Annotated in this window: 17 protein-coding genes; 9 read left to right on the top strand and 8 right to left on the bottom strand. The window is 54.0% G+C overall.

The features are described from left to right. Positions 1-69: 69 nt before the first annotated feature. From IYV58_RS18960 to yeiP, 6 genes are all read right to left on the bottom strand, one after another. Positions 70-1,632, bottom strand: coding sequence for a cyclic di-GMP phosphodiesterase (locus IYV58_RS18960; protein ID WP_139529122.1), 1,563 nt, complete (start codon positions 1,630-1,632; stop codon positions 70-72). A gap of 189 nt (positions 1,633-1,821) precedes the next feature. Then, the gene (gene mepS / locus IYV58_RS18955) at positions 1,822-2,391 is read right to left on the bottom strand and encodes a bifunctional murein DD-endopeptidase/murein LD-carboxypeptidase (RefSeq protein WP_004122922.1); all 570 of its coding nucleotides are present in this window, start codon (positions 2,389-2,391) and stop codon (positions 1,822-1,824) included. A gap of 426 nt (positions 2,392-2,817) precedes the next feature. Then, positions 2,818-3,531 carry a phosphatase PAP2 family protein gene (locus IYV58_RS18950; protein WP_170100815.1) on the bottom strand — a complete coding sequence of 238 codons (714 nt, stop codon included), beginning with the start codon at positions 3,529-3,531 and terminating at the stop codon, positions 2,818-2,820. A 35-nt stretch (positions 3,532-3,566) separates the two neighbouring features. Beyond that, complete coding sequence (locus tag IYV58_RS18945; RefSeq protein WP_195729193.1) at positions 3,567-4,544, bottom strand: CobW family GTP-binding protein; 978 nt, start codon at positions 4,542-4,544, stop codon at positions 3,567-3,569. A gap of 119 nt (positions 4,545-4,663) precedes the next feature. Next, positions 4,664-6,130 carry a mannitol dehydrogenase family protein gene (locus tag IYV58_RS18940; RefSeq protein WP_142467996.1) on the bottom strand — a complete coding sequence of 489 codons (1,467 nt, stop codon included), beginning with the start codon at positions 6,128-6,130 and terminating at the stop codon, positions 4,664-4,666. A 316-nt stretch (positions 6,131-6,446) separates the two neighbouring features. Next, positions 6,447-7,019: an elongation factor P-like protein YeiP gene (yeiP, locus tag IYV58_RS18935; RefSeq protein WP_004122911.1), complete on the bottom strand. Its 573-nt coding sequence runs from the start codon at positions 7,017-7,019 to the stop codon at positions 6,447-6,449. Positions 7,020-7,167: 148 nt separating this feature from the next. On the opposite strand from yeiP, the gene IYV58_RS18930 reads away from it, so the two are divergent. Further along, a complete protein-coding gene (locus IYV58_RS18930) occupies positions 7,168-7,422 on the top strand; it encodes a YkgJ family cysteine cluster protein (RefSeq protein WP_123829071.1) in 255 nt (84 codons plus the stop codon). Between the two features lie 98 nt (positions 7,423-7,520). On the opposite strand, the gene IYV58_RS18925 is transcribed toward IYV58_RS18930, so the two are convergent. Beyond that, positions 7,521-8,219 carry a transcriptional regulator YeiL gene (locus IYV58_RS18925; RefSeq protein ID WP_004122908.1) on the bottom strand — a complete coding sequence of 233 codons (699 nt, stop codon included), beginning with the start codon at positions 8,217-8,219 and terminating at the stop codon, positions 7,521-7,523. Between the two features lie 135 nt (positions 8,220-8,354). Between IYV58_RS18925 and rihB the strand changes: the two genes are divergently transcribed. Then, on the top strand, positions 8,355-9,287 hold the full coding sequence (rihB, locus tag IYV58_RS18920; RefSeq protein WP_087829138.1) for a ribosylpyrimidine nucleosidase: 933 nt from the start codon (positions 8,355-8,357) through the stop codon (positions 9,285-9,287). Between the two features lie 333 nt (positions 9,288-9,620). Further along, positions 9,621-10,871, top strand: a complete 1,251-nt coding sequence (locus tag IYV58_RS18915) for a NupC/NupG family nucleoside CNT transporter (protein WP_004122903.1) — start codon at positions 9,621-9,623, stop codon at positions 10,869-10,871. Positions 10,872-10,907: 36 nt separating this feature from the next. Here the strand turns inward: IYV58_RS18915 and setB are convergent, their stop codons facing one another. Beyond that, entirely contained in the window at positions 10,908-12,089 is a 1,182-nt protein-coding gene (gene setB / locus IYV58_RS18910) for a sugar efflux transporter SetB (protein ID WP_032742168.1), read from the bottom strand. 331 nt (positions 12,090-12,420) lie between these two features. Here setB and fruB point away from each other — a divergent pair, with 331 nt between their 5' ends. The 6 genes from fruB (at position 12,421) to IYV58_RS18880 (ending at position 19,717) form a co-directional block, all read left to right on the top strand. Further along, positions 12,421-13,551, top strand: a complete 1,131-nt coding sequence (gene fruB / locus IYV58_RS18905; protein WP_004870368.1) for a fused PTS fructose transporter subunit IIA/HPr protein — start codon at positions 12,421-12,423, stop codon at positions 13,549-13,551. Beyond that, on the top strand, positions 13,552-14,490 hold the full coding sequence (fruK, locus tag IYV58_RS18900; protein WP_004103928.1) for a 1-phosphofructokinase: 939 nt from the start codon (positions 13,552-13,554) through the stop codon (positions 14,488-14,490). A 16-nt stretch (positions 14,491-14,506) separates the two neighbouring features. Then, positions 14,507-16,183, top strand: a complete 1,677-nt coding sequence (gene fruA, locus IYV58_RS18895; protein ID WP_195729192.1) for a PTS fructose transporter subunit IIBC — start codon at positions 14,507-14,509, stop codon at positions 16,181-16,183. Between the two features lie 324 nt (positions 16,184-16,507). Further along, complete coding sequence (locus IYV58_RS18890) at positions 16,508-17,443, top strand: pseudouridine kinase (protein WP_087829180.1); 936 nt, start codon at positions 16,508-16,510, stop codon at positions 17,441-17,443. Next, positions 17,436-18,371: a pseudouridine-5'-phosphate glycosidase gene (locus IYV58_RS18885; protein WP_004122893.1), complete on the top strand. Its 936-nt coding sequence runs from the start codon at positions 17,436-17,438 to the stop codon at positions 18,369-18,371. Before IYV58_RS18890 ends, IYV58_RS18885 begins: the two co-directional genes overlap by 8 nt. Positions 18,372-18,466: 95 nt before the next feature. Continuing rightward, a complete protein-coding gene (locus IYV58_RS18880; RefSeq protein WP_004122892.1) occupies positions 18,467-19,717 on the top strand; it encodes a NupC/NupG family nucleoside CNT transporter in 1,251 nt (416 codons plus the stop codon). Position 19,718: the final 1 nt, after the last annotated feature.

Below are 19,718 nucleotides of genomic sequence, written 5' to 3'. Positions count from 1 at the left end.
ACCAGGATATCGTCCTCCCATGCCGGGCCTGAAACGGCCTGACCTCTGATAGCAAATAATAAAGGACACTTAGCGGGTTGTGAAATATTTCGCCGGTTCATCATGGGCGGCGATCAGCGCTTCCAGCGTCAGCGGTCGGCTTAACCAGTATCCCTGCAAATAATTTACCCCATGATCGCGCAGCCATTCCGCCTGTTCCTGCGTTTCCACGCCTTCGGCGACGGTGGTGAGCTTCAGCCGGCGGCTTAGGGTGATAACGGCGTCCAGCACCGGCGAGGTCACGGTCTCCGTGCCGATAGCCTGTACGAAGCCGCGGTCTATTTTCAGGTAATCAAAGTTATAGCGTTCCAGATAAATTAGCGCGCTATGGCCGGTACCGAAATCATCAATCGCGATTTCAAAACCCTGCTCGTGCAGCCAGTCGAAGTTTTCTAAGGAACGATTTTTATCGATCATCGCGCGCTCGGTGATTTCCAGCACCACGCTAAAATGGTCGGCCGGCATGGCGGCGGTGAATCGCTGCAGATCCTGCTGAAAGCTCCCGGCGTGTAGATGCATGGGGGAAATATTGATCCCCAGCTTGCTCCCGGCGGGCAGGAGCGTTTGCAGAACAGGCGCATCCTGCGCAATCAAGGTTAAGAGATGGCGGGTAAGCGGAATGATGATCTGCTGGGTTTCCGCAAGGTTGATAAAGACATCGGGAGGGATCTCGCCGGCCACCGGATGCCGCCAGCGCATCAACACCTCAATGCCGCTAATTTGTAGCGTCTCTGACCTCACCACCGGTTGATAGACCACGTAGAACTGATCGTTTTTGATGGCCAGTAGAAGCTCTTTGCGCGGGTCCGACTTAATGGTGAGGACGTAGTAGCTTAAAAGCCCGGCCAACAGTCCGCAAACGACACCCAACAGCAGAGCAAACTGTGTATTCTCCGCCAGCCAGCTGTTGGCGTAGAGATAGACTTTCAGCGGCAGGCCGTCAATTTGCGTCTGGCGAATGGGTGGCGAGATCAGGGTCTGCGGGTCGATGAGTTGGTTACTGAAGGTGGAAATGGCGACGTCCTTAATAGCCAGCGCCAGGCCGCTGAAATCATTCTGTCGCGCTGAATAGAGGATATAGGGCGTCAGGTTGGCATTAATCGAGACAAAAACACCGTCTTTCCCACCGTGGGGGCTACGGACCCACAACGCCAGCGCTGCGCTTTTGGGCATCATTGGCGTCCCGGGCAGAATCGCCATATCGACCGCTTGCGTTACATCAAGCTGCGGTATGAGCTGGGTTAAGGGCGTACTCATGACGCCTGTAGCGGAGGAACAAAACGCGAGGCCATTTTTGACCAGCAGGACAGCGCGGACGTTTGGGCTGAAGGCCGCATGGGCGGTTAAGCCTGAGGCGACGTTCTCACATGGCTCATCGACCAGCGGCTGCAGGTCGTGGATAGTCTGATTTAAATCGTGAAAATAGTCCTGCAGATAGGTATGGACGTTGTTAATAATGGCGTCGAAACGCTCCGCCCGGTTGTGATAAATCACCATAAACTGGATGCTACCGGCCAGCAGGGCGACGGCTATTCCAATACATATACTTGTCAGCCAGATTTTTCGCCGGGGAGCGAGGTGACGGGTAGGCATAGGCTATATAGTCAGTCCGTATTGTTGATGTGCGCCAAAGGGCTGATAGAAAACGTTTTTTCTATCCCTGCTTAAAGACATAGCTTATTTTACGAAGTTTATTGGCTGGCGAGCAAAAAAAAACACCGCCTCGGCAGTGTTTTTTTGTTTCTACCGTTGGCCAAGGGATTAACCAACGGTAGAAGACGATTACGAACGACTCAGAACGCGTCGCGCTTCGTTATAGCGCTTTTTCCAGTACGGTTCATCCATGCTTGAAATGGTCACACCGCTGCTGGTGGATGCATGAACAAACTGATTGTTGCCGATATAGATGCCAACGTGGCGGCCCGTGGAGCCGGCGCGGAACAGGACTAAATCACCGGTACGCAGCTGGGCGCGGCTGATCGATTTTCCAGAATCCTGCTGCTCTGAAGTGGAGCGGGGCAGTTCCAGGCCAAACTGTTCACGAAAAGTCCGTTGCACAAAGGCGGAACAATCGATGCCTTTACGGGTGCTGCCGCCGAGGCGGTAACGCACGCCCTTCCAGCTGGCATACTGATCCATCAAGCGGGACTTGACGTCCAGGTTGCGGACCATCGTTTCAAATTCATCCTGAGAGGCTTGCAGTGATGATAAATCGCCACTACCCACAGCAAGCGTCTCAGAATGCATATTCCTGGCGGTACTATTTGAACTACACGCGGAAAGCAGAACCGCAACTGCAATCGCGGGGGCGACCCGCAAGATATATCTCAAAATCGGCTGAGATTTGACCATGCTGTGTGTTATCCCTTGTTGTCCTTAACGACAATGTCGTTATAAAAAATGCCAAACGTGTTAGAGCCTAATTACCTGGTCGCAATGAGACAATTCCGTAAGCATAAAACTGTGGAGTCACGCACAAATTTATTCATTCTTTGAATTGATGTCGCTGACGAGGCAAAACGAGATTGAGGTTACCCGATCAACCGGGGGATGGCGAGCGGTTTTACGCATTTTCTTATAAGTATTTTTGCGACAAAAAGTGAATCATCGGCAAAGGACAAAATAGCGGCAGTGATGGGTAAAAAATACGCAATTTACTCATTTTTAAGATGATTAATATGACAGAAAGATGATGCAGGATGAGAAAACAGGCGAGGGCAAAAAAAGGGACCCAGAACGATCCCTTATGAATGATATTAATTAATTGTAAAGATAGATTTAAATTTTTGCTTTTCTACCCGGAAGGTGGCGCTCAAATAAGGCAATAACATTATCGCTCAATGAGGTCATCAATACCCAGGGGGCGCCTATGAGCACTGCCGTTAATGAGCCGACGGCAATATCGGTAAACCAGTGGGCGCCAATCATCACGCGTGGGAAAGCGAACACCACGAATATTACCAGCGCGATAGCAAACGCCCGGCGGCCAAAATAACGCCACATAAATGACGCAAATATCAGCAGCATCATCCCGTGATCGCCCGGGAAACTGTCTTTTGAAGCATCTTTGGTGGGGAATGAGATCACATCGCTCACTTTGGTGATGTCGGTAAAAGAGAGCGAAGGGCTGGCGCGCTTAACCGGCATCAGGTGCTGGGCCAGCTGATTGATAATGACGGCAGCCAGCAGCATCACCAGGCCGATGATAATCACCCGCCGGCGTCCGGCGCTCTGCTCTTTAAACCAGAAGCTCAGCATCAGGCTGCCCATCGCCAGTAGCGAGCAGGCGTCAAAGGCACGGTTATTGATAATCGCCAGCAGCCAGGTATAGGCGGTGCTCACGCCAACCAGGTGATTAAAGAAATAGAAGATCGCCGAGTCCAGCGGATTCCAGAAACCATGGTTAACGGGAAGGTACCATGAACAAAAAAGCGCTATACCCGCCGCGTTCAGCAGCAGAATAAGGGGAATTCGATTTTTAATCATAACTATCGTGTATTGGGTAAACGACGGCAACCATAGCCGTCTTAACTTAAACGAATCCTCAACAAGGAGGCCTGCAGTGCATTCCAGTCGGTCTCGGTATCGGCAATCAGCTCGATGCGGCTGTCGGGAGGGGAGACGTTCTGCGTCTCAATATGCAGATCAAGCTGTTGGCGATTGATCCGTACCAGCCCCTCCGCAATGCGCATCACGCCTTTGACGCGCCCGACCGGCGCCAGGCGCGCCCATTCGAGCAGGGCAACGGTGTCGAAAACGGTTTCAGCGTCAAAAATCCAGCCGCAGGCGTGATAGCCCTGACCGCTATTCAGGCTGCGACGCCAGCGCTGATGGGCGGGGAGGCTAAGTGCCGCAAGGCCTTGTTTCTGCCCGTGGCCGTGCGCGTGTTCGGCGCTGGCGGGGAGCGGCGCAATATTGCGCCGCGGTAAATCAAGCAGCATCGGGTCGATATTGCCCCGCGTGGCGCTGACGAACCGGCGATCGCCCGCGTAGGCCTGCCACCATGCGGCAAAGGCGCGTTGACTTTCCTCCGTCGAGCGGTCGGCTTTATTGCTGATAATAACGTCAGCGGCCGCCAGCTGGTCGCGAAAGTTGTCGTTGGTCACCGCTTTTTCGTCAAGCAACTGGCGCGGGTCCAGCACGCACAAGGTGGCGCGCAGTTCGATCCACGGCTCGTATACCGAGGCGGTCAGCATATCGAGGATCTGTTTAGGATGGCCCAGCCCGGTGGGTTCTATCAGCAGGCGATCGGGTTTGCCCTGGCGTAGCAGGGTATTAAGCCCGACCTGCATCGGCAGGCCGTTTACACAGCACATGCAGCCGCCGGGGATCTCTTTGAGCAGTGCGCCGCTTTCCGCCAGCAGCGCGCCGTCAATACCCACTTCACCAAACTCGTTGACCAGCACGGCCCATTTTTCATCCGCGGGCTTATTGGCCAGCAGATGCAAAATCGTCGTGGTTTTACCGCTGCCGAGAAACCCCGTGATCAAGTTGGTTTTGGTCACTTTTTCTCCAGGATAAATGTAATGTTGTAACAGTTACGCCTATCCTGACGAAAAAAAGCGAAAAAGAGAAGTCTTAGCGCGGACAGAAGGGGACTCTGTCCGCTAAAAGGCAGTTATTGTTAAGCGTTCAGCGTGGCGGCAATCGCCTGACGCGCACCAAAGGCGGCAAGCTGATGCCATGCGGCGGTGATGTGAGCAACAAACTGCGGATCCTGCGGCAGGTCGTGACCGAAGATCTCCTCAAGCGTAAGCAGGGCCGCTACGCGCTGGTGTTCATCGCTGGCGGAGACCAGTTTCTGTATCTTATCGGCCAGCGGATCGCGAATATCAATGGCATTTCCGCCATCATCAATACCGCTGACGTAGCGCATCCAGCCCGCGACGCCGAGCGCCAGGAGCGGCCAGCGGCTGCCTTGCGTAAGGTGGACGCGAATACCGTCAAGCATACGTTGCGGCAGCTTCTGGCTGCCGTCCATGGCGATTTGCCAGGTGCGATGCTTCAGCGCCGGGTTGCTGAAGCGTTCGATCAGGCTGTCAGCATACGCCGTCAGATCCACGTCCTGAATAGATAAGGTCGGCGCCTGTTCGTCAAGCATCAGGCGGTATGCGGCGCTGCGGAAAATCGGATCCTGCATGCAGTCGCTAATATGCGCATGACCTGTCAGATAGCCAAGCCAGGCGAGGAACGAGTGGCTGCCGTTGAGCATCCGCAGTTTCATCTGTTCCCACGGCAGGACGTCATCGGTCATCTGGACGCCCGCGGTTTCCCAGGCCGGGCGTCCGGCAACGAAGTTATCTTCGATGACCCATTGAATGAAGGGTTCGCAGCTGATAGCGCAGGGGTCTTCTACGCCCAACGCGGCGCTAATTTCCGCCAGCGATTCATCGGTGGCGGCTGGCACAATACGGTCAACCATGGTGCCGGGAAAACTGACGTGCTCGGCGATCCACTGCGCCAGCTCCGGGCTCCGTTTTTCTGCCATTCCCAGCACGGCGTTTTTCACCACATGCCCGTTGTTGGGGATGTTATCGCAGGAGAGGACGGTAAACGGCGGTAGTTCACGCTGACGGCGGCGCGATAACGCTTCGACCAGAATGCCGGGAACCGATTGCGGCAGCGTCGGGTTTTGCAGATCGTGGATAATGCGCGGCTGCGTCATGTCCAGCAGGCCGCTGGCCGGATCGATGCAGTAGCCTTTCTCGGTGATGGTCAGAGAGACGATGGCGACCTGTGGTTCGCAAAATTTCTCAATAATCGCGGCCAGCGAATCCAGTTTTGCGTTCAGGCATTCATGGACGGCGCCGACCACGATTGGCTGATTGCCCTCGGCGCCTTTTTCCAGCACGGTAAACAGGTGGTTCTGCTGGCGAAGCTGGCTCATCAGCCGATCGCCGCTGAACAGACTGATCTCACAAATCCCCCAGTCCCCGCCGCCGGCGTTAAGCACCCGATCGGTGAGGAGCGCCTGGTGCGCGCGATGAAACGCGCCGAAACCAAAATGCACAATACGCGAACGCAGCTGGCTGCGGTCATATTGAGGGAGCTGTACGCCTTCCGGCAGCGTAGCCGTAGCAATGGTAGTCATTCTTAACACACCTGATTAACGGATAATTAACATTCCCAGTGTAAAGTTATATGACAACAAATTAAATTGGTGAGCCTTATTTATCCGCTTAATGTGAGCTCGATCATCAATTGTTAGCTGCATACCCGGCTGTTCTGAAAAGTGGGCGCGCTTAATGGAGGAGAGGAGCGATAGTTTAATTACTTTTGGTATAACAACTTTGCAGCGAGTGAAGGGAGAGCAACGTTGCCAGCAGAGAGAGGGCCAGGCGCTGCGGAAAAGGTGCGAAAAAAAGGACAGCCGCTGGCTGCCCTTTATGATGTTGCAAACGCAGAGTTTAGTCCGCGCGGCCCATATAGCGGCTCTCTTCGATATGGATACGAATGCGCTCGCCCGCGCTCAGGTATTCAGGCACCTGAACAACAAGGCCGGTGCTCAGCGTCGCCGGTTTGTTACGGGCGCTAGCGGATGCGCCTTTAATACCTGGCGCCGTCTCAACGATTTCCAGATCCACGGTCTGCGGCAGCTCCAGCGCCAGCAGCTGGCCGTCCCAGGTCAGAACCTGCATATCCGGCATGCCGCCTTCCGGCATAAACAGCAGCTCTTCTTCGATTTGCTCTTTGGTAAAGATATACGGGGTGTAATCTTCTTTATCCATAAAGACGTATTCGTTGCCATCGATATAGGAGAAGTCAACGAAGCGGCGGGTCAGGGTGACGGTATCAACGATGTCGTCGCCTTTGAAGCGTTCTTCCACTTTCAGGCCGGTGCGTACATCGGAGAAACGCATTTTGTACAGCGTCGCTGCGCCGCGGGCGCTGGGTGACTGAATATCAATATTTTTAACAATCAGCAGTTTGCCGTTGTAATTCAGCACCATACCTTTTTTAATTTCATTCGCTCTTGGCATTGCAGTAATCCTGTCACTTAAAGGGTCGAAAATATCGCGTAAAACTACTCGCGCCGGGCCTTTCAGGCAAGTGGAATTCGTCTGTTTTGCTATCTTCAGGTAAAACGTTTAGGCTGGACTGCTAAAAGCGTTATCGGAAGAGTCGATTATGGAATGCCGCCCTGAATGCGGAGCTTGCTGTATCGCTCCTTCTATCTCCAGCCCTATCCCGGGCATGCCGCAAGGCAAGCCGGCAAACACCCGCTGCGTGCAGCTATCGCAAAATAATCTCTGCGCTATTTTTGGCTCGCCGTTTAGGCCGAAAGTGTGCGCCAGCCTGAAGCCGGAAGCGGAAATGTGCGCCTCCAATCGCGAAGACGCCATGACCTGGCTGCTTCATCTTGAACAGAGCACCTCTGCGTAGTGCATTTACCCGTCATACTTCAAGTGGCATGTGCGTTGGCTTCACTCGCTCACGCCTCCTTAAACTTGAATTATTTAGGTTATAAATTTTGTAAAAGCTTAATGCAATAAATCAGAAAAATTATGCTCAGGATCCATCTCCCGCGCGAGGGCGATCAGTTTCTTCTTATTACCAAGAGCGTAGCCGGATTTCTGTTTAACCAGCAGGCCTTCCTGACAGAATTGTGCGATCACATATAATAAATGACGATACGACACTCCCATATATTCCGCCGCCGGGGTATGTTTTTCGTGATAAATATCACAATGCTGAGTTAATAAAATAAATGCTGCCAGACGATTCACCAGTGGAAAAGATTGATTTTGGGTGAGCGACACGATGTTACGGTAGTTTTTTTGGCTTAACGCGATACAGAGATTACGCAGGAAAATGACGTCATTCAGCAACAAAGGGCGGAATGAAGCGATGGGCAGCGCCAGGCACCAGCACGCTTCGATGGCCTGAACGCCACGCGGATCGTGATGTTTATCAATGAGTTCTATCTCGCCGATAAAGCAGGGTGCGCCAAAGAAGTCGATCAGCGAGACCCGACCATTAGCTGATGTGGTGTAAAGCTTAGCCCGGCCGCGTGCGAGGTAAAAAAGGTGCGCGGGTTGAGCCCCCTCTTTAACAATATAATCCCCTGCCACAGCGTGGAACAATCGTGTATCCCGCACAACATCGACGGAAAATTTTTCCAGGTACCCCGAGTCGCTTATCAATTGCTGCTTGAGATTTTCATTTTGGATTTCTTTCACGGTCGCTTCCCGGTATGAGATTTCTCATATTCAGTATCAGTTTTCGCCTGGTATGCTGCAAACGTTAATCCGATACCTGTTTAATCCTGCTGTAATAACATAAAAATGGCGTAAAAGCGAAAAGAGGGAATAAAAATGGAAAAAAGAAAAATTATACTCGACTGCGATCCAGGTCACGATGATGCTATTGCGATAATGATGGCGGCCAGACATCCGGCAATTGATTTATTAGGAATAACAATTGTTGCGGGTAACCAAACGCTGGATAAAACGTTAGTCAATGGATTAAATGTTTGCCAACATTTAGATGTCAATGTGCCGATTTATGCCGGGATGCCACAGCCAATTATGCGTCAGCAAATTGTCGCTGATAATATTCATGGTGAAACCGGACTGGATGGGCCGGTATTTTCACCGTTAACTCGTCAGGCAGAAGAAACGCATGCGGTTAAATATATTATTGACACGCTCATGGCTAGTGAGGGTGACATCACGCTGGTGCCCGTTGGCCCACTGACCAATATAGCCGTCGCCATGCGAATGCAGCCGAAAATCCTGCCGAAAATTCGCGAGATTGTATTAATGGGCGGTGCTTATGGTACCGGAAACTTTACGCCATCGGCAGAGTTTAATATTTATGCCGACCCTGAAGCCGCTCGCGTGATATTCAGCTCGGGTGTCCCTCTGGTCATGATGGGCCTCGATTTGACTAATCAGACGGTCTGCACCGCTGATGTTATTGCACGCATGGAAAAAGCCGGCGGTCCGGCGGGACAGTTGTTTAGCGATATCATGAATTTCACCCTCAAAACGCAGTTTGAAAACTACGGCTTAGCGGGTGGTCCGGTGCATGATGCCACCTGCATCGGCTATCTGATTAATCCTCAGGCCATCAAAACACAGGACATGTATGTTGAGGTAGATGTTAACAGCGGCCCCTGCTATGGCCGTACGGTCTGCGACGAACTGGGCGTACTCGGTAAAGCGCCGAATACCAAAGTCGGCATCACTATTGATACCGATTGGTTTTGGGGTTTAGTCGAAGAGTGCGTGCGGATGTACCGCTAATTCACTTTGTACCAGGCGTGCGGAATATCCCTCATCGCCTGATATACCCGTCGTCTTTCAAGCGGCTTCTTTGTTGGCTACGTTCGTTCACCCCCGTCACTTACTTGAGTAAGCTCCTGGGGCTTTAATGAGGGACATCCGTGTCCCTTACCAAAGGCAGCCTTTGGCTGTTCAAATTCGTACCAGACGAATTTGTCTCTCTTGCCGCCTCTAAGCAACTTGAAATCCATTGGGTATAGAAACAGGCGGGCAGTAAGCTGTCGCCCGTAATAAAATCAGACATACCAAAACCTGGCGTAATGCCGGGTTTGCTGGCATCAAGAGATAATCATTATGGATATAATGAGAAGTGTTCTGGGTATGGTGGTATTACTGGCAATCGCTTTTCTACTGTCAGTAAATAAAAAACGAATTAGTCTGCGCACGACTGGCGCGGCGCTGGTACTGCAAATTGCTATTGGTGGTATTATGCTCTATTTTCCGCCAGGAAAATGGTTGGCGGAGCAGGCGGCTTTCGGCGTACATAAAGTGATGACCTACAGCGATGCCGGTAGCGCATTTATTTTTGGTTCGCTGGTCGGGCCGAAAATGGATCTCTTATTCGATGGTTCTGGTTTTATTTTTGCTTTTCGGGTATTGCCTGCCATTATTTTTATCACCGCATTGGTAAGCCTGCTTTATTATATTGGCGTAATGGGAATACTGATCCGAACTCTTGGCGGAATTTTCCAGAAAGCGCTGAATATTAGCAAGATTGAGTCGTTTGTTGCCGTTACCACCATTTTCCTTGGGCAAAATGAGATCCCGGCGATCGTTAAGCCCTTTATTAATAAGCTAAATCGTAATGAGCTATTTACCGCGATTTGCAGCGGGATGGCTTCAATCGCCGGGTCGACGATGATTGGCTATGCCGGGCTGGGCGTGCCGATTGATTATCTGCTGGCGGCATCGCTGATGGCGATTCCCGGCGGTATTCTGTTTGCCCGCCTTCTCAGCCCGGCGACTGAAGTATCGCAGGTGACTTTCGAAAACCTCTCCTTCACCGAAACTCCGCCGAAAAGTTTTATTGAAGCCGCGGCTAGCGGCGCGATGGCTGGGGTAAAAATTGCCGTGGGCGTGGCGACGGTAGTGATGGCGTTTGTGGCAATTATCGCTCTGATCAACGGCGTGATTGGCGGTATCGGCGGTTGGTTCGGTTTTGGTCACGCGACTCTGGAGGGGATTTTCGGTTATATCCTTGCACCGCTGGCCTGGTTAATGGGCGTTGACTGGAGTGATGCGACGCTGGCGGGCAGCCTGATTGGCCAGAAGCTGGCGATTAACGAGTTCGTAGCCTACCTCAACTTTTCGCCGTTCCTGCAAACGCCGGGAGCGCTGGATGTGAAAACTATCGCCATTATTTCTTTTGCGCTATGCGGTTTCGCCAACTTTGGTTCTATTGGCGTGGTGGTTGGCGCATTCTCGGCAATTGCACCCCAGCGCGCGTCTGAAATTGCCCAATTGGGGATGAGGGCGCTGGCTGCGGCAACGCTGTCAAACTTAATGAGCGCAACAATTGCCGGGTTTTTTATTGGCCTGGCGTAATACTCTGGTGTGCCGCTGATGCGGCACACCGCTGCTTTATACGTCTTTAATACGCCACAAGCAGGCCTGGGTAGCTACGCCCATGACCAGCGCAATCCAGAAGACGGCGTGATAGCTCCAGATTTCCGCGACGACGCCCGCCAGCGAACCGGCGATAATCCAGCCAACGCGCGTGGTATTGGTATAAAGCGTAGTGGCCGCGCCCGCCTGTCCGGGCATCAGATCCTGAAAATAGAGCATGCCGATACCGGCGAGAATGCCGATAAAAATGGCGTTCAGCGCCTGCAGGGCCAGCAGCAGTCCGGGGGTATGTACGGTTAGCATGCCAACGTAAAACAGCACGCCGGCCACCGCTGAGATGCGCATCAGGAAGCGCTTGCCGAAGCGTTTGGCATAATAGCCCGCAATCAGCATGGTCGGGATTTCCAGTCCGGCGGCGGTGCCCATCATGACTCCGGCCAGCTTCTCCGATAAATGCAGCTCATTGATGATAAACAGCGGCATATTAATGATGTACAGGCTGTTGATTCCCCACATCAGCGTACAGATGATAAACAGCAGCAGCGCGTCGCGGCGGTTGGTGCGCGGCGTTTCGAGATGTCCCGTAGCGATCTTCGGCTCTTTACGCATGCTGGGAAGAAAAAACCAGACCATTGCGCCGCAGATCACAAAGGCGACCGCCGCGCTGAGATACATCACGGTAAAGCCGAAACCCATCGCCAGCGCGTAGGCCAGCGGCGGCCCGATAACCCATGCCAGAGACACCTGAGCGCGCAGAATCGAGCTGAACATGACCGCCTCGCGGCCCGTTTTGTCCGCATGCTCGCGGGCGAGGGCAAACATCTGCGGGTTCGCGGTGGAGCCGAAGCTGCTGAGGAATACGCCGATAAACAGCAAAATAAAGTAGTTACGGTTCCAGGCGAAGAGCACGCAGGCCAGCACGCCCATCAGGCAGCAGAAGACGATCAGCCGCTTGCGGTCGCCTTTGCGATCCGAACGCCCGGCGAGGAACTGGCTTACCAGAATGCCGATCACCGCGCTGCCGGTAAAAAAGAAGCCGACCATCGCCGGTCGGACGTGAACCTCGTTAGTCAGAAACAGACTCAGCGTCGGCGTCTGGAGTGCCCCGGCGATACCCGTCAGGAAGGCGACGATCAGAAAGGCGGAAGAGGTGAAATCAAACCCGCGTCGTGGCAGGGCGGCGCTACTGTTTTGCATGTCGGCGTTCATCGGTTTTCAGGAGTCGCGGAGTTTACGCCGTCACTCAGAAAATGAACAGTACCAGGGCACGAATAAATCAAAAAGACGTTTCAAAATCAAACTTCAGCAGAAAGCTGAAGTTTTCCCTGCATCGCAGCTCCTGCTTCAGCAAAAGTGTGCTGTATCTCTAACTTCTGTTATCAGGAAACGAACTTTTCTTGCCTGGCGGCTAATAAAGGTACAGACTTCTTGAAACGTTTCAGCGTCATCGGGAGATTCTCCAGCAGGTAGATGACGCATTTTTTCTCAAAGTAGCTGAAACGATTCAATTCAGCAGGAGAGGAGAACCATGTTCCAGTTATCTGTGCAGGATATTCATCCCGGTCAGCAGGCCGGTAATAAAGAAGAGGCTATTCGTCAGGTTGCCTCCGCGCTGGTCAGCGCGGGCAACGTGGCAGACGGCTACGTCAACGGGATGCTGGCTCGCGAGCAGCAAACCTCCACTTTCCTTGGCAACGGTATTGCGATTCCGCACGGTACCACCGACACCCGCGACCAGGTGCTGAAAACCGGCGTTCAGGTTTATCAGTTTCCGCAGGGCGTGACCTGGGGCGAAGGGCAAACCGCCTACGTCGCCATCGGTATCGCCGCCAGCTCGGATGAACACCTTGGGCTGCTGCGTCAACTGACCCACGTGCTGAGCGACGACTCCGTTGCTGAACAGCTTAAGTCCGCGACGACCGCCGAAGAGCTGCGCGCCCTGCTGATGGGCGAAAAGCAGAGCGAAGCGCTGAAGCTGGATAATGAGACGCTAACCCTGGACGTTGCGGCCAGCGATCTGCTGACCCTGCAGGCGCTGAACGCCGCGCGGCTGAAAGAAGCCGGCGCCGTCGATGCTTCCTTTGTTAGCCGTACGATTAATGATAAACCGCTGAACCTCGGTCAGGGCATCTGGCTGAACGACAGCACCGAAGGCAACCTGCGCAGCGCCGTTGCCGTCAGCCGCGCGGCCAACGCCTTCACCAGCGATGAGCAACCGGTTTCTCTGCTGATTACCGTCGCGATGGCCGATGACCAGCCGACGGCGGTGCTTAATCGCCTGAGCAATCTGCTCCTTGATAAAAAAGCTGACCGCTTGCTGAAGGCTGATGGCGCCACGCTGCTGGCTCTTCTGACCAGCGACGATGCGATTGCCGAAGATGTTCTCAGCGCGGAATACGTTATCCGCAACGAGCACGGGCTGCACGCGCGTCCCGGCACGATGCTGGTTAATACCATTAAACAATTCTCCAGCGACATTACCGTCACCAACCTTGATGGTTCGGGCAAGCCGGCAAACGGCCGCAGCCTGATGAAAGTCGTGGCGCTGGGCGTTAAGAAAGGTCACCGCTTGCGCTTTACCGCGCAGGGTGAAGATGCGCAGCAGGCGCTGGATGCGATTGGCGAAGCGATCGCCGCAGGCCTTGGGGAGGGCGCATAAATGAGCAGACGTGTCGCAACGATTACTTTAAACCCGGCCTATGACCTGGTGGGTTTTACCCCGGAAATTGAACGCGGTGAGGTTAACCTCGTTCGCACCACCGGTTTGCACGCCGCAGGGAAGGGGATCAACGTTGCAAAAGTGCTGAAAGATCTCGGTATTGACGTCACCGTTGGCGGTTTCCTCGGTAAAGACAATCAGGATGGTTTTCAGCAGTTGTTCAGCGAGCTGGGCATCGCAAACCGTTTTCAGGTCGTTCAGGGCCGTACCCGTATCAACGTCAAGCTGACTGAGAAAGATGGCGAAGTTACTGACTTCAACTTCTCCGGCTTTGAAGTGACGCCGGGCGACTGGGAGCGTTTTGTTAATGATTCTCTTAGCTGGCTGGGCCAGTTCGATATGGTCTGCGTAAGCGGTAGCCTGCCGTCCGGCGTTAGCCCGGAAGCGTTCACCGACTGGATGACCCGTCTGCGTAGCCAGTGCCCGTGCATCATTTTTGATAGCAGCCGCGAAGCGCTGGTTGCGGGGCTGAAAGCGGCTCCGTGGCTGGTTAAACCTAACCGTCGCGAGCTGGAAATCTGGGCTGGACGCAAGCTGCCTGAGATGAAAGATGTCATTGAAGCTGCTCATGCGCTGCGTGAGCAGGGCATCGCTCACGTGGTTATCTCCCTGGGCGAAGAAGGCGCCCTGTGGGTTAACGCATCCGGAGAATGGATTGCCAAACCGCCTTCAGTAGAAGTGGTTAGCACCGTTGGCGCCGGCGATTCAATGGTTGGCGGCCTGATTTATGGCCTGCTGATGCGTGAGTCCAGCGAGCATACGCTGCGCCTGGCAACGGCAGTCGCCGCGCTGGCGGTGAGTCAGAGCAATGTCGGTATTACCGATCGTACCCAGTTGGCCGCAATGATGGCGCGCGTCGACTTACAACCCTTTAATTAACAGCAGGAGAGGCATAATGAAAACGCTGCTGATTATTGATGCCGGGCTTGGACAGGCTCGCGCCTATGTGGCGAAGACCCTGTTAAGCACCGCGGCGCAAAAAGCGCAACTCGAACTGATTGATAACCCAAATGACGCTGAGCTGGCGATTGTGCTGGGGACGGCGCTGCCGGCCGACAGCGCGCTGAATGGCAAAAAGGTCTATCTCGGCGATATCAACCGCGCCGTGGCTCACCCGGAGCTGTTCCTCGGGGAAGCCAAAAGCCATGCGACGCCTTACGCCGCTCCGGCCGCTGCTGCGTTGCCGGCTGCGGCTAACGGTCCAAAACGTATTGTGGCGGTCACCGCTTGCCCGACCGGCGTCGCGCACACCTTTATGGCGGCGGAAGCGATTGAAACCGAAGCTAAAAAACGCGGCTGGTGGGTGAAGGTTGAAACGCGCGGCTCCGTAGGCGCGGGGAATGCAATCACCCCGGAAGAGGTTGAACAGGCGGATCTGGTGGTCGTCGCTGCCGATATCGAAGTGGATCTGGCGAAATTCGCCGGTAAGCCGCTGTATCGCACCACCACCGGCCTGGCGCTGAAGAAAACCGCGCAGGAGCTGGATAAAGCCGTGGTTGAAGCGAAACCGTATCAGCCTGCGGGTAAATCCCAGGCCGCGGCGGAAGGCAAAAAAGAGTCCGCGGGCGCCTATCGCCACCTGCTGACCGGCGTGTCATACATGCTGCCGATGGTGGTGGCGGGCGGTCTGTGTATCGCGCTCTCCTTCGCTTTTGGTATTAAAGCTTTTGAAGTGAAAGACACCCTGGCCGCGGCGCTGATGCAAATCGGCGGTGGCTCAGCCTTCGCGCTAATGGTACCGGTCCTGGCGGGCTTTATTGCCTTCTCTATCGCTGACCGTCCTGGCCTGACGCCGGGTCTTATCGGCGGTATGCTGGCGGTGAGCACTGGTTCTGGCTTTATCGGCGGTATTATCGCCGGTTTTCTTGCCGGCTACGTGGCGAAAGCGATCAGTACGAAGCTGAAGCTGCCGCAAAGTATGGAAGCGCTGAAACCGATCCTGATCATTCCGCTGGTTTCCAGCCTGATCGTCGGTCTGGCGATGATTTACCTGATTGGTAAACCCGTTGCCGGGATCCTCGAAGGTCTGACCCACTGGTTGCAAACGATGGGGACGGCGAACGCGGTTCTGCTCGGTGCTATCCTCGGCGGTATGATGTGTACCGATATGGGCGGTCCGGTGAACAAAGCGGCCTACGCGTTTGGTGTTGGCCTGCTGAGTACCCAGACCTATGCGCCGATGGCGGCTATCATGGCGGCGGGTATGGTTCCACCGCTGGCCCTGGGCCTGGCGACGCTGATTGCGCGTAAAAAGTTCGACAAAGCGCAGCAGGAAGGCGGCAAGGCCGCGCTGGTTCTCGGCCTGTGCTTTATCACCGAAGGGGCGATTCCGTTCGCCGCACGTGACCCGATGCGCGTCCTGCCTTGCTGTATCGTTGGCGGCGCGGTGACCGGCGCGATGTCCATGTGGGTTGGCGCGAAGCTGATGGCGCCGCACGGTGGTCTGTTCGTCCTGCTGATCCCTGGTGCGATTACGCCGGTGCTTGGCTACCTGATGGCGATTGTGGTCGGTACGCTGGTCGCAGGTCTCTCCTACGCGGTGCTGAAACGTCCTGAAGTTCAAGCCGCCTGATAGACGTAGCAAACGCTTCTCAAGGGCAGAGTCTTCTCTGCCCTTTTTTTATGCCGCATTCTTCCTCCGTCCTCCCGCCGTATGTGCTCTTCTTCGCATTTTTAAACTGTTTAAAAACCATACTGGCCAAATTTTGTGATTTTGTTCATGTTCATATGAAAATCCTATTTTGCCTCTCTTTACTTTAAAATTATTCCGCTTACCATAAACACATGTTCACATTCAAACATGTGTTTAAATGAGGGCTGTGAATCGTGAGGTGTTTATTTACTAATATTAAATAATTTTACTGCCATAGCGTTTTTTATGCTGGAGGGTATTTTTATGCCTGAAAATGATTACGTTGTGATTATTGGATCGGCAAACATGGATGTGGCTGGTTATTCCAATGTGTCGCTAAACTACGCTGATTCTAATCCTGGGAAAATAAAATATACTCCCGGCGGCGTGGGGCGCAACATTGCGCAAAATATTGCCTTATTGAATAAAACGGCGTGGCTATTATCCGTTGTTGGTGACGATTTTTATGGTCATTCATTATTAAATCAAACGGCCCAGTCCGGGGTTCACGTCGATAAATGTCAGATAATCCCGGGTGAAGGCACATCAAGCTATTTGTCGCTGCTTGATAATACCGGTGAAATGCTGGTGGCGATTAATGATATGAGCATCACTGAGCATATTACGCCGGCCTTTTTAAGGCAGCATCAAGATTTTATCTGCGGCGCTGCGGTGATTGTTGTTGACTGCAATATTAGCGAGTCGGCGCTGGCCTGGCTAATGGAAAATAGCGGCTCGACGCCCATTTTTGTTGACCCGGTTTCTGCCTGGAAATGCGTGAAAATCAGCCAGCACCTGGGGCGTATTCACACCCTGAAACCGAACCGGATTGAGGCTGAAACGCTGAGCGGCATCGCGCTGTCCGGCACTGAAGATGTGGCTCGCGTAGCCGACTGGTTTCACCATCATGGCCTGAAACGCCTGGTGTTGAGCATGGGCGGCGACGGCGTTTACTACAGCGAGAAAGATGGGGAACGCGGCTGGTCCGCGCCGCTGAAAACCCAGGTTGTCAATGTCACCGGCGCCGGTGACGCGATGATGGCCGGTCTGGCCTGCTGCTGGCTCGACGGCTGCTCATTTTCGCAAGCGGTGAAGTTTGCTCAGGGATGCTCTTCTCTGGCGCTTTCATCGGAATTCACCAATAACCCTGAATTATCTTACGCCAACGTAAAAAAGTTAGTGGAGAAAGAATATGTCTGAATTAAATATTTCCTCTGAATTATTACAGATTTCTGCGGAAGTTCAGCAGGCGTTAAAAAATAACCAGCCGATAGTGGCGCTGGAATCGACGATTATTTCTCACGGCATGCCGTTTCCGGAAAATGCGCAAACGGCGCTGGAAGTAGAAGAAACCATTCGTCGCCAGGGGGCGGTGCCGGCAACCATCGCAATTATTCATGGCGTAATGAAAGTTGGCTTAAGCCGTGAAGAAATTGAACTTCTGGGTCGCGAAGGTCATAACGTCGCCAAAGTCAGTCGTCGTGATTTACCCTTTGTTGTCGCCGCAGGATTAAATGGCGCGACCACCGTGGCGTCTACCATGATTATTGCGGCGATGGCCGGAATTAAAGTCTTTGCGACCGGCGGTATTGGCGGGGTACATCGTGGCGCCGAGCACACATTTGATATTTCCGCCGATTTACAGGAGCTCGCTAATACCAACGTTACCGTGGTCTGTGCCGGTGCGAAATCTATTCTCGATCTCGGTTTAACCACCGAGTATTTAGAAACGTTTGGCGTCCCGCTTATTGGTTATCAAACTTCGGCGCTGCCGGCATTCTTCTGCCGAACCAGCCCGTTTGACGTCAGCATTCGCCTCAATAGCGCCAAAGACATCGCCAAAGCGATGGCGGTGAAATGGCAGTCGGGTCTGAATGGCGGCATGGTGGTGGCAAATCCTATTCCTGAAGCGTTCGCGATGCCGGAAGAGAAAATCAATGCCGCCATCAACCAGGCGGTGAAGGAGGCGGAAGAGCAGGGCGTAGTGGGTAAAGCGAGCACGCCGTTCCTGCTGGCGCGCGTCGCGGAACTGACCGGCGGCGATAGCCTGAAATCCAACATTCAGCTGGTCTTCAACAACGCCGTTCTGGCCTGCGAGATTGCCAAAGAGTATCAGCAGATCGCCTGACGACAGTCGCGGGCCGTTTGCGGTTGCCCGCCCCGATATCAACGATACCGAAAGCCTGGCCTGCGCCGGGTTTTCCACCAGGTAAGGATATCATTATGGACATCATGAGAAGTCTTCTGGGGATGGTGGTGTTGCTGGCCATTGCCTTTGCGCTGTCAGTTAATAAAAAACGCATCAGCATCAGAACGGTAGGGGCAGCGCTGCTGCTGCAAATCGTGATTGGCGGGGTGATGCTCTATTTTCCCCCTGGCAAGTGGCTGGTCGAGCAGGCCGCGCTTGGGGTACACAAAGTCATGTCCTATAGCGACGCCGGAAGTGCGTTCATTTTTGGTTCACTGGTCGGCCCGAAGATGGACGTGCTGTTTGACGGCGCCGGCTTTATCTTCGCCTTTCGCGTTCTGCCCGCCATCATTTTTGTTACCGCGTTGATCAGTCTGCTTTACTACCTCGGCGTGATGGGGCTGCTGATCCGTATCCTCGGGGGGATCTTCCAGAAAGCGCTGAATATCAGCAAGATCGAGTCTTTCGTCGCCGTGACCACCATTTTCCTTGGGCAAAACGAGATCCCGGCGATCGTCAAACCGTTTATCAACAAGCTCAACCGCAATGAGCTGTTTACCGCGATTTGCAGCGGGATGGCGTCGATCGCCGGGTCGATGATGATCGGCTATGCCGGTATGGGCGTGCCGATTGATTATCTGCTGGCCGCTTCGCTAATGGCCATCCCCGGCGGGATTCTGTTTGCCCGTATGCTGAGTCCGGCAACGGAAGCATCCCAGGTCACTTTCGACAATCTCTCTTTCACCGAGACGCCGCCGAAAAGCGTGATCGAGGCAGCGGCGTCAGGGGCGATGACCGGCCTGAAAATTGCCGCCGGGGTGGCCACCGTGGTGATGGCATTTGTGGCGATTATCGCGCTGCTGAACGGTATTATCGGCGGCATTGGCGGCTGGTTTGGCTACGGTCACGCGACGCTGGAGGGGATTTTCGGCTTTCTGCTCGCACCGCTGGCGTGGATCATGGGCGTTGACTGGAGCGATGCGACGCTGGCAGGCAGCCTGATTGGCCAAAAGCTGGCGATCAACGAATTCGTTGCCTATCTCAACTTCTCGCCCTACCTGCAAAGCGGCGGAAACCTGGACGTGAAAACCGTTGCGATTATTTCGTTTGCGCTGTGCGGTTTCGCCAACTTTGGCTCGATCGGCGTGGTTGTCGGGGCGTTTTCGGCTATTTCACCGCAGCGCGCGCCGGAAATTGCCCAGCTTGGACTGCGCGCCCTGGCGGCGGCCACGCTCTCTAACCTGATGAGCGCCACCATCGCCGGGTTCTTTATTGGGCTGGCATAAT

Source organism: Klebsiella sp. BDA134-6 (assembly GCF_015601345.1).
GTDB lineage: Bacteria > Pseudomonadota > Gammaproteobacteria > Enterobacterales > Enterobacteriaceae > Klebsiella > Klebsiella grimontii.
Note: the sequence above shows the minus strand (reverse complement) of the source record. Positions and strands in the feature narration are given on the sequence as shown.

Excerpts from the sequence above, each read along its gene's own strand:
- IYV58_RS18960 (WP_139529122.1), bottom strand. The coding sequence starts at position 1,632 with ATGCCTACCCGTCACCTCGCTCCCCGGCGAAAAATCTGGCTGACAAGT.
- mepS (WP_004122922.1), bottom strand. The coding sequence starts at position 2,391 with ATGGTCAAATCTCAGCCGATTTTGAGATATATCTTGCGGGTCGCCCCC.
- IYV58_RS18940 (WP_142467996.1), bottom strand. The coding sequence starts at position 6,130 with ATGACTACCATTGCTACGGCTACGCTGCCGGAAGGCGTACAGCTCCCT.
- yeiP (WP_004122911.1), bottom strand. The coding sequence starts at position 7,019 with ATGCCAAGAGCGAATGAAATTAAAAAAGGTATGGTGCTGAATTACAAC.
- IYV58_RS18930 (WP_123829071.1), top strand. The coding sequence starts at position 7,168 with ATGGAATGCCGCCCTGAATGCGGAGCTTGCTGTATCGCTCCTTCTATC.
- rihB (WP_087829138.1), top strand. The coding sequence starts at position 8,355 with ATGGAAAAAAGAAAAATTATACTCGACTGCGATCCAGGTCACGATGAT.
- IYV58_RS18915 (WP_004122903.1), top strand. The coding sequence starts at position 9,621 with ATGGATATAATGAGAAGTGTTCTGGGTATGGTGGTATTACTGGCAATC.
- setB (WP_032742168.1), bottom strand. The coding sequence starts at position 12,089 with ATGCAAAACAGTAGCGCCGCCCTGCCACGACGCGGGTTTGATTTCACC.
- fruB (WP_004870368.1), top strand. The coding sequence starts at position 12,421 with ATGTTCCAGTTATCTGTGCAGGATATTCATCCCGGTCAGCAGGCCGGT.
- fruK (WP_004103928.1), top strand. The coding sequence starts at position 13,552 with ATGAGCAGACGTGTCGCAACGATTACTTTAAACCCGGCCTATGACCTG.
- fruA (WP_195729192.1), top strand. The coding sequence starts at position 14,507 with ATGAAAACGCTGCTGATTATTGATGCCGGGCTTGGACAGGCTCGCGCC.
- IYV58_RS18890 (WP_087829180.1), top strand. The coding sequence starts at position 16,508 with ATGCCTGAAAATGATTACGTTGTGATTATTGGATCGGCAAACATGGAT.
- IYV58_RS18885 (WP_004122893.1), top strand. The coding sequence starts at position 17,436 with ATGTCTGAATTAAATATTTCCTCTGAATTATTACAGATTTCTGCGGAA.
- IYV58_RS18880 (WP_004122892.1), top strand. The coding sequence starts at position 18,467 with ATGGACATCATGAGAAGTCTTCTGGGGATGGTGGTGTTGCTGGCCATT.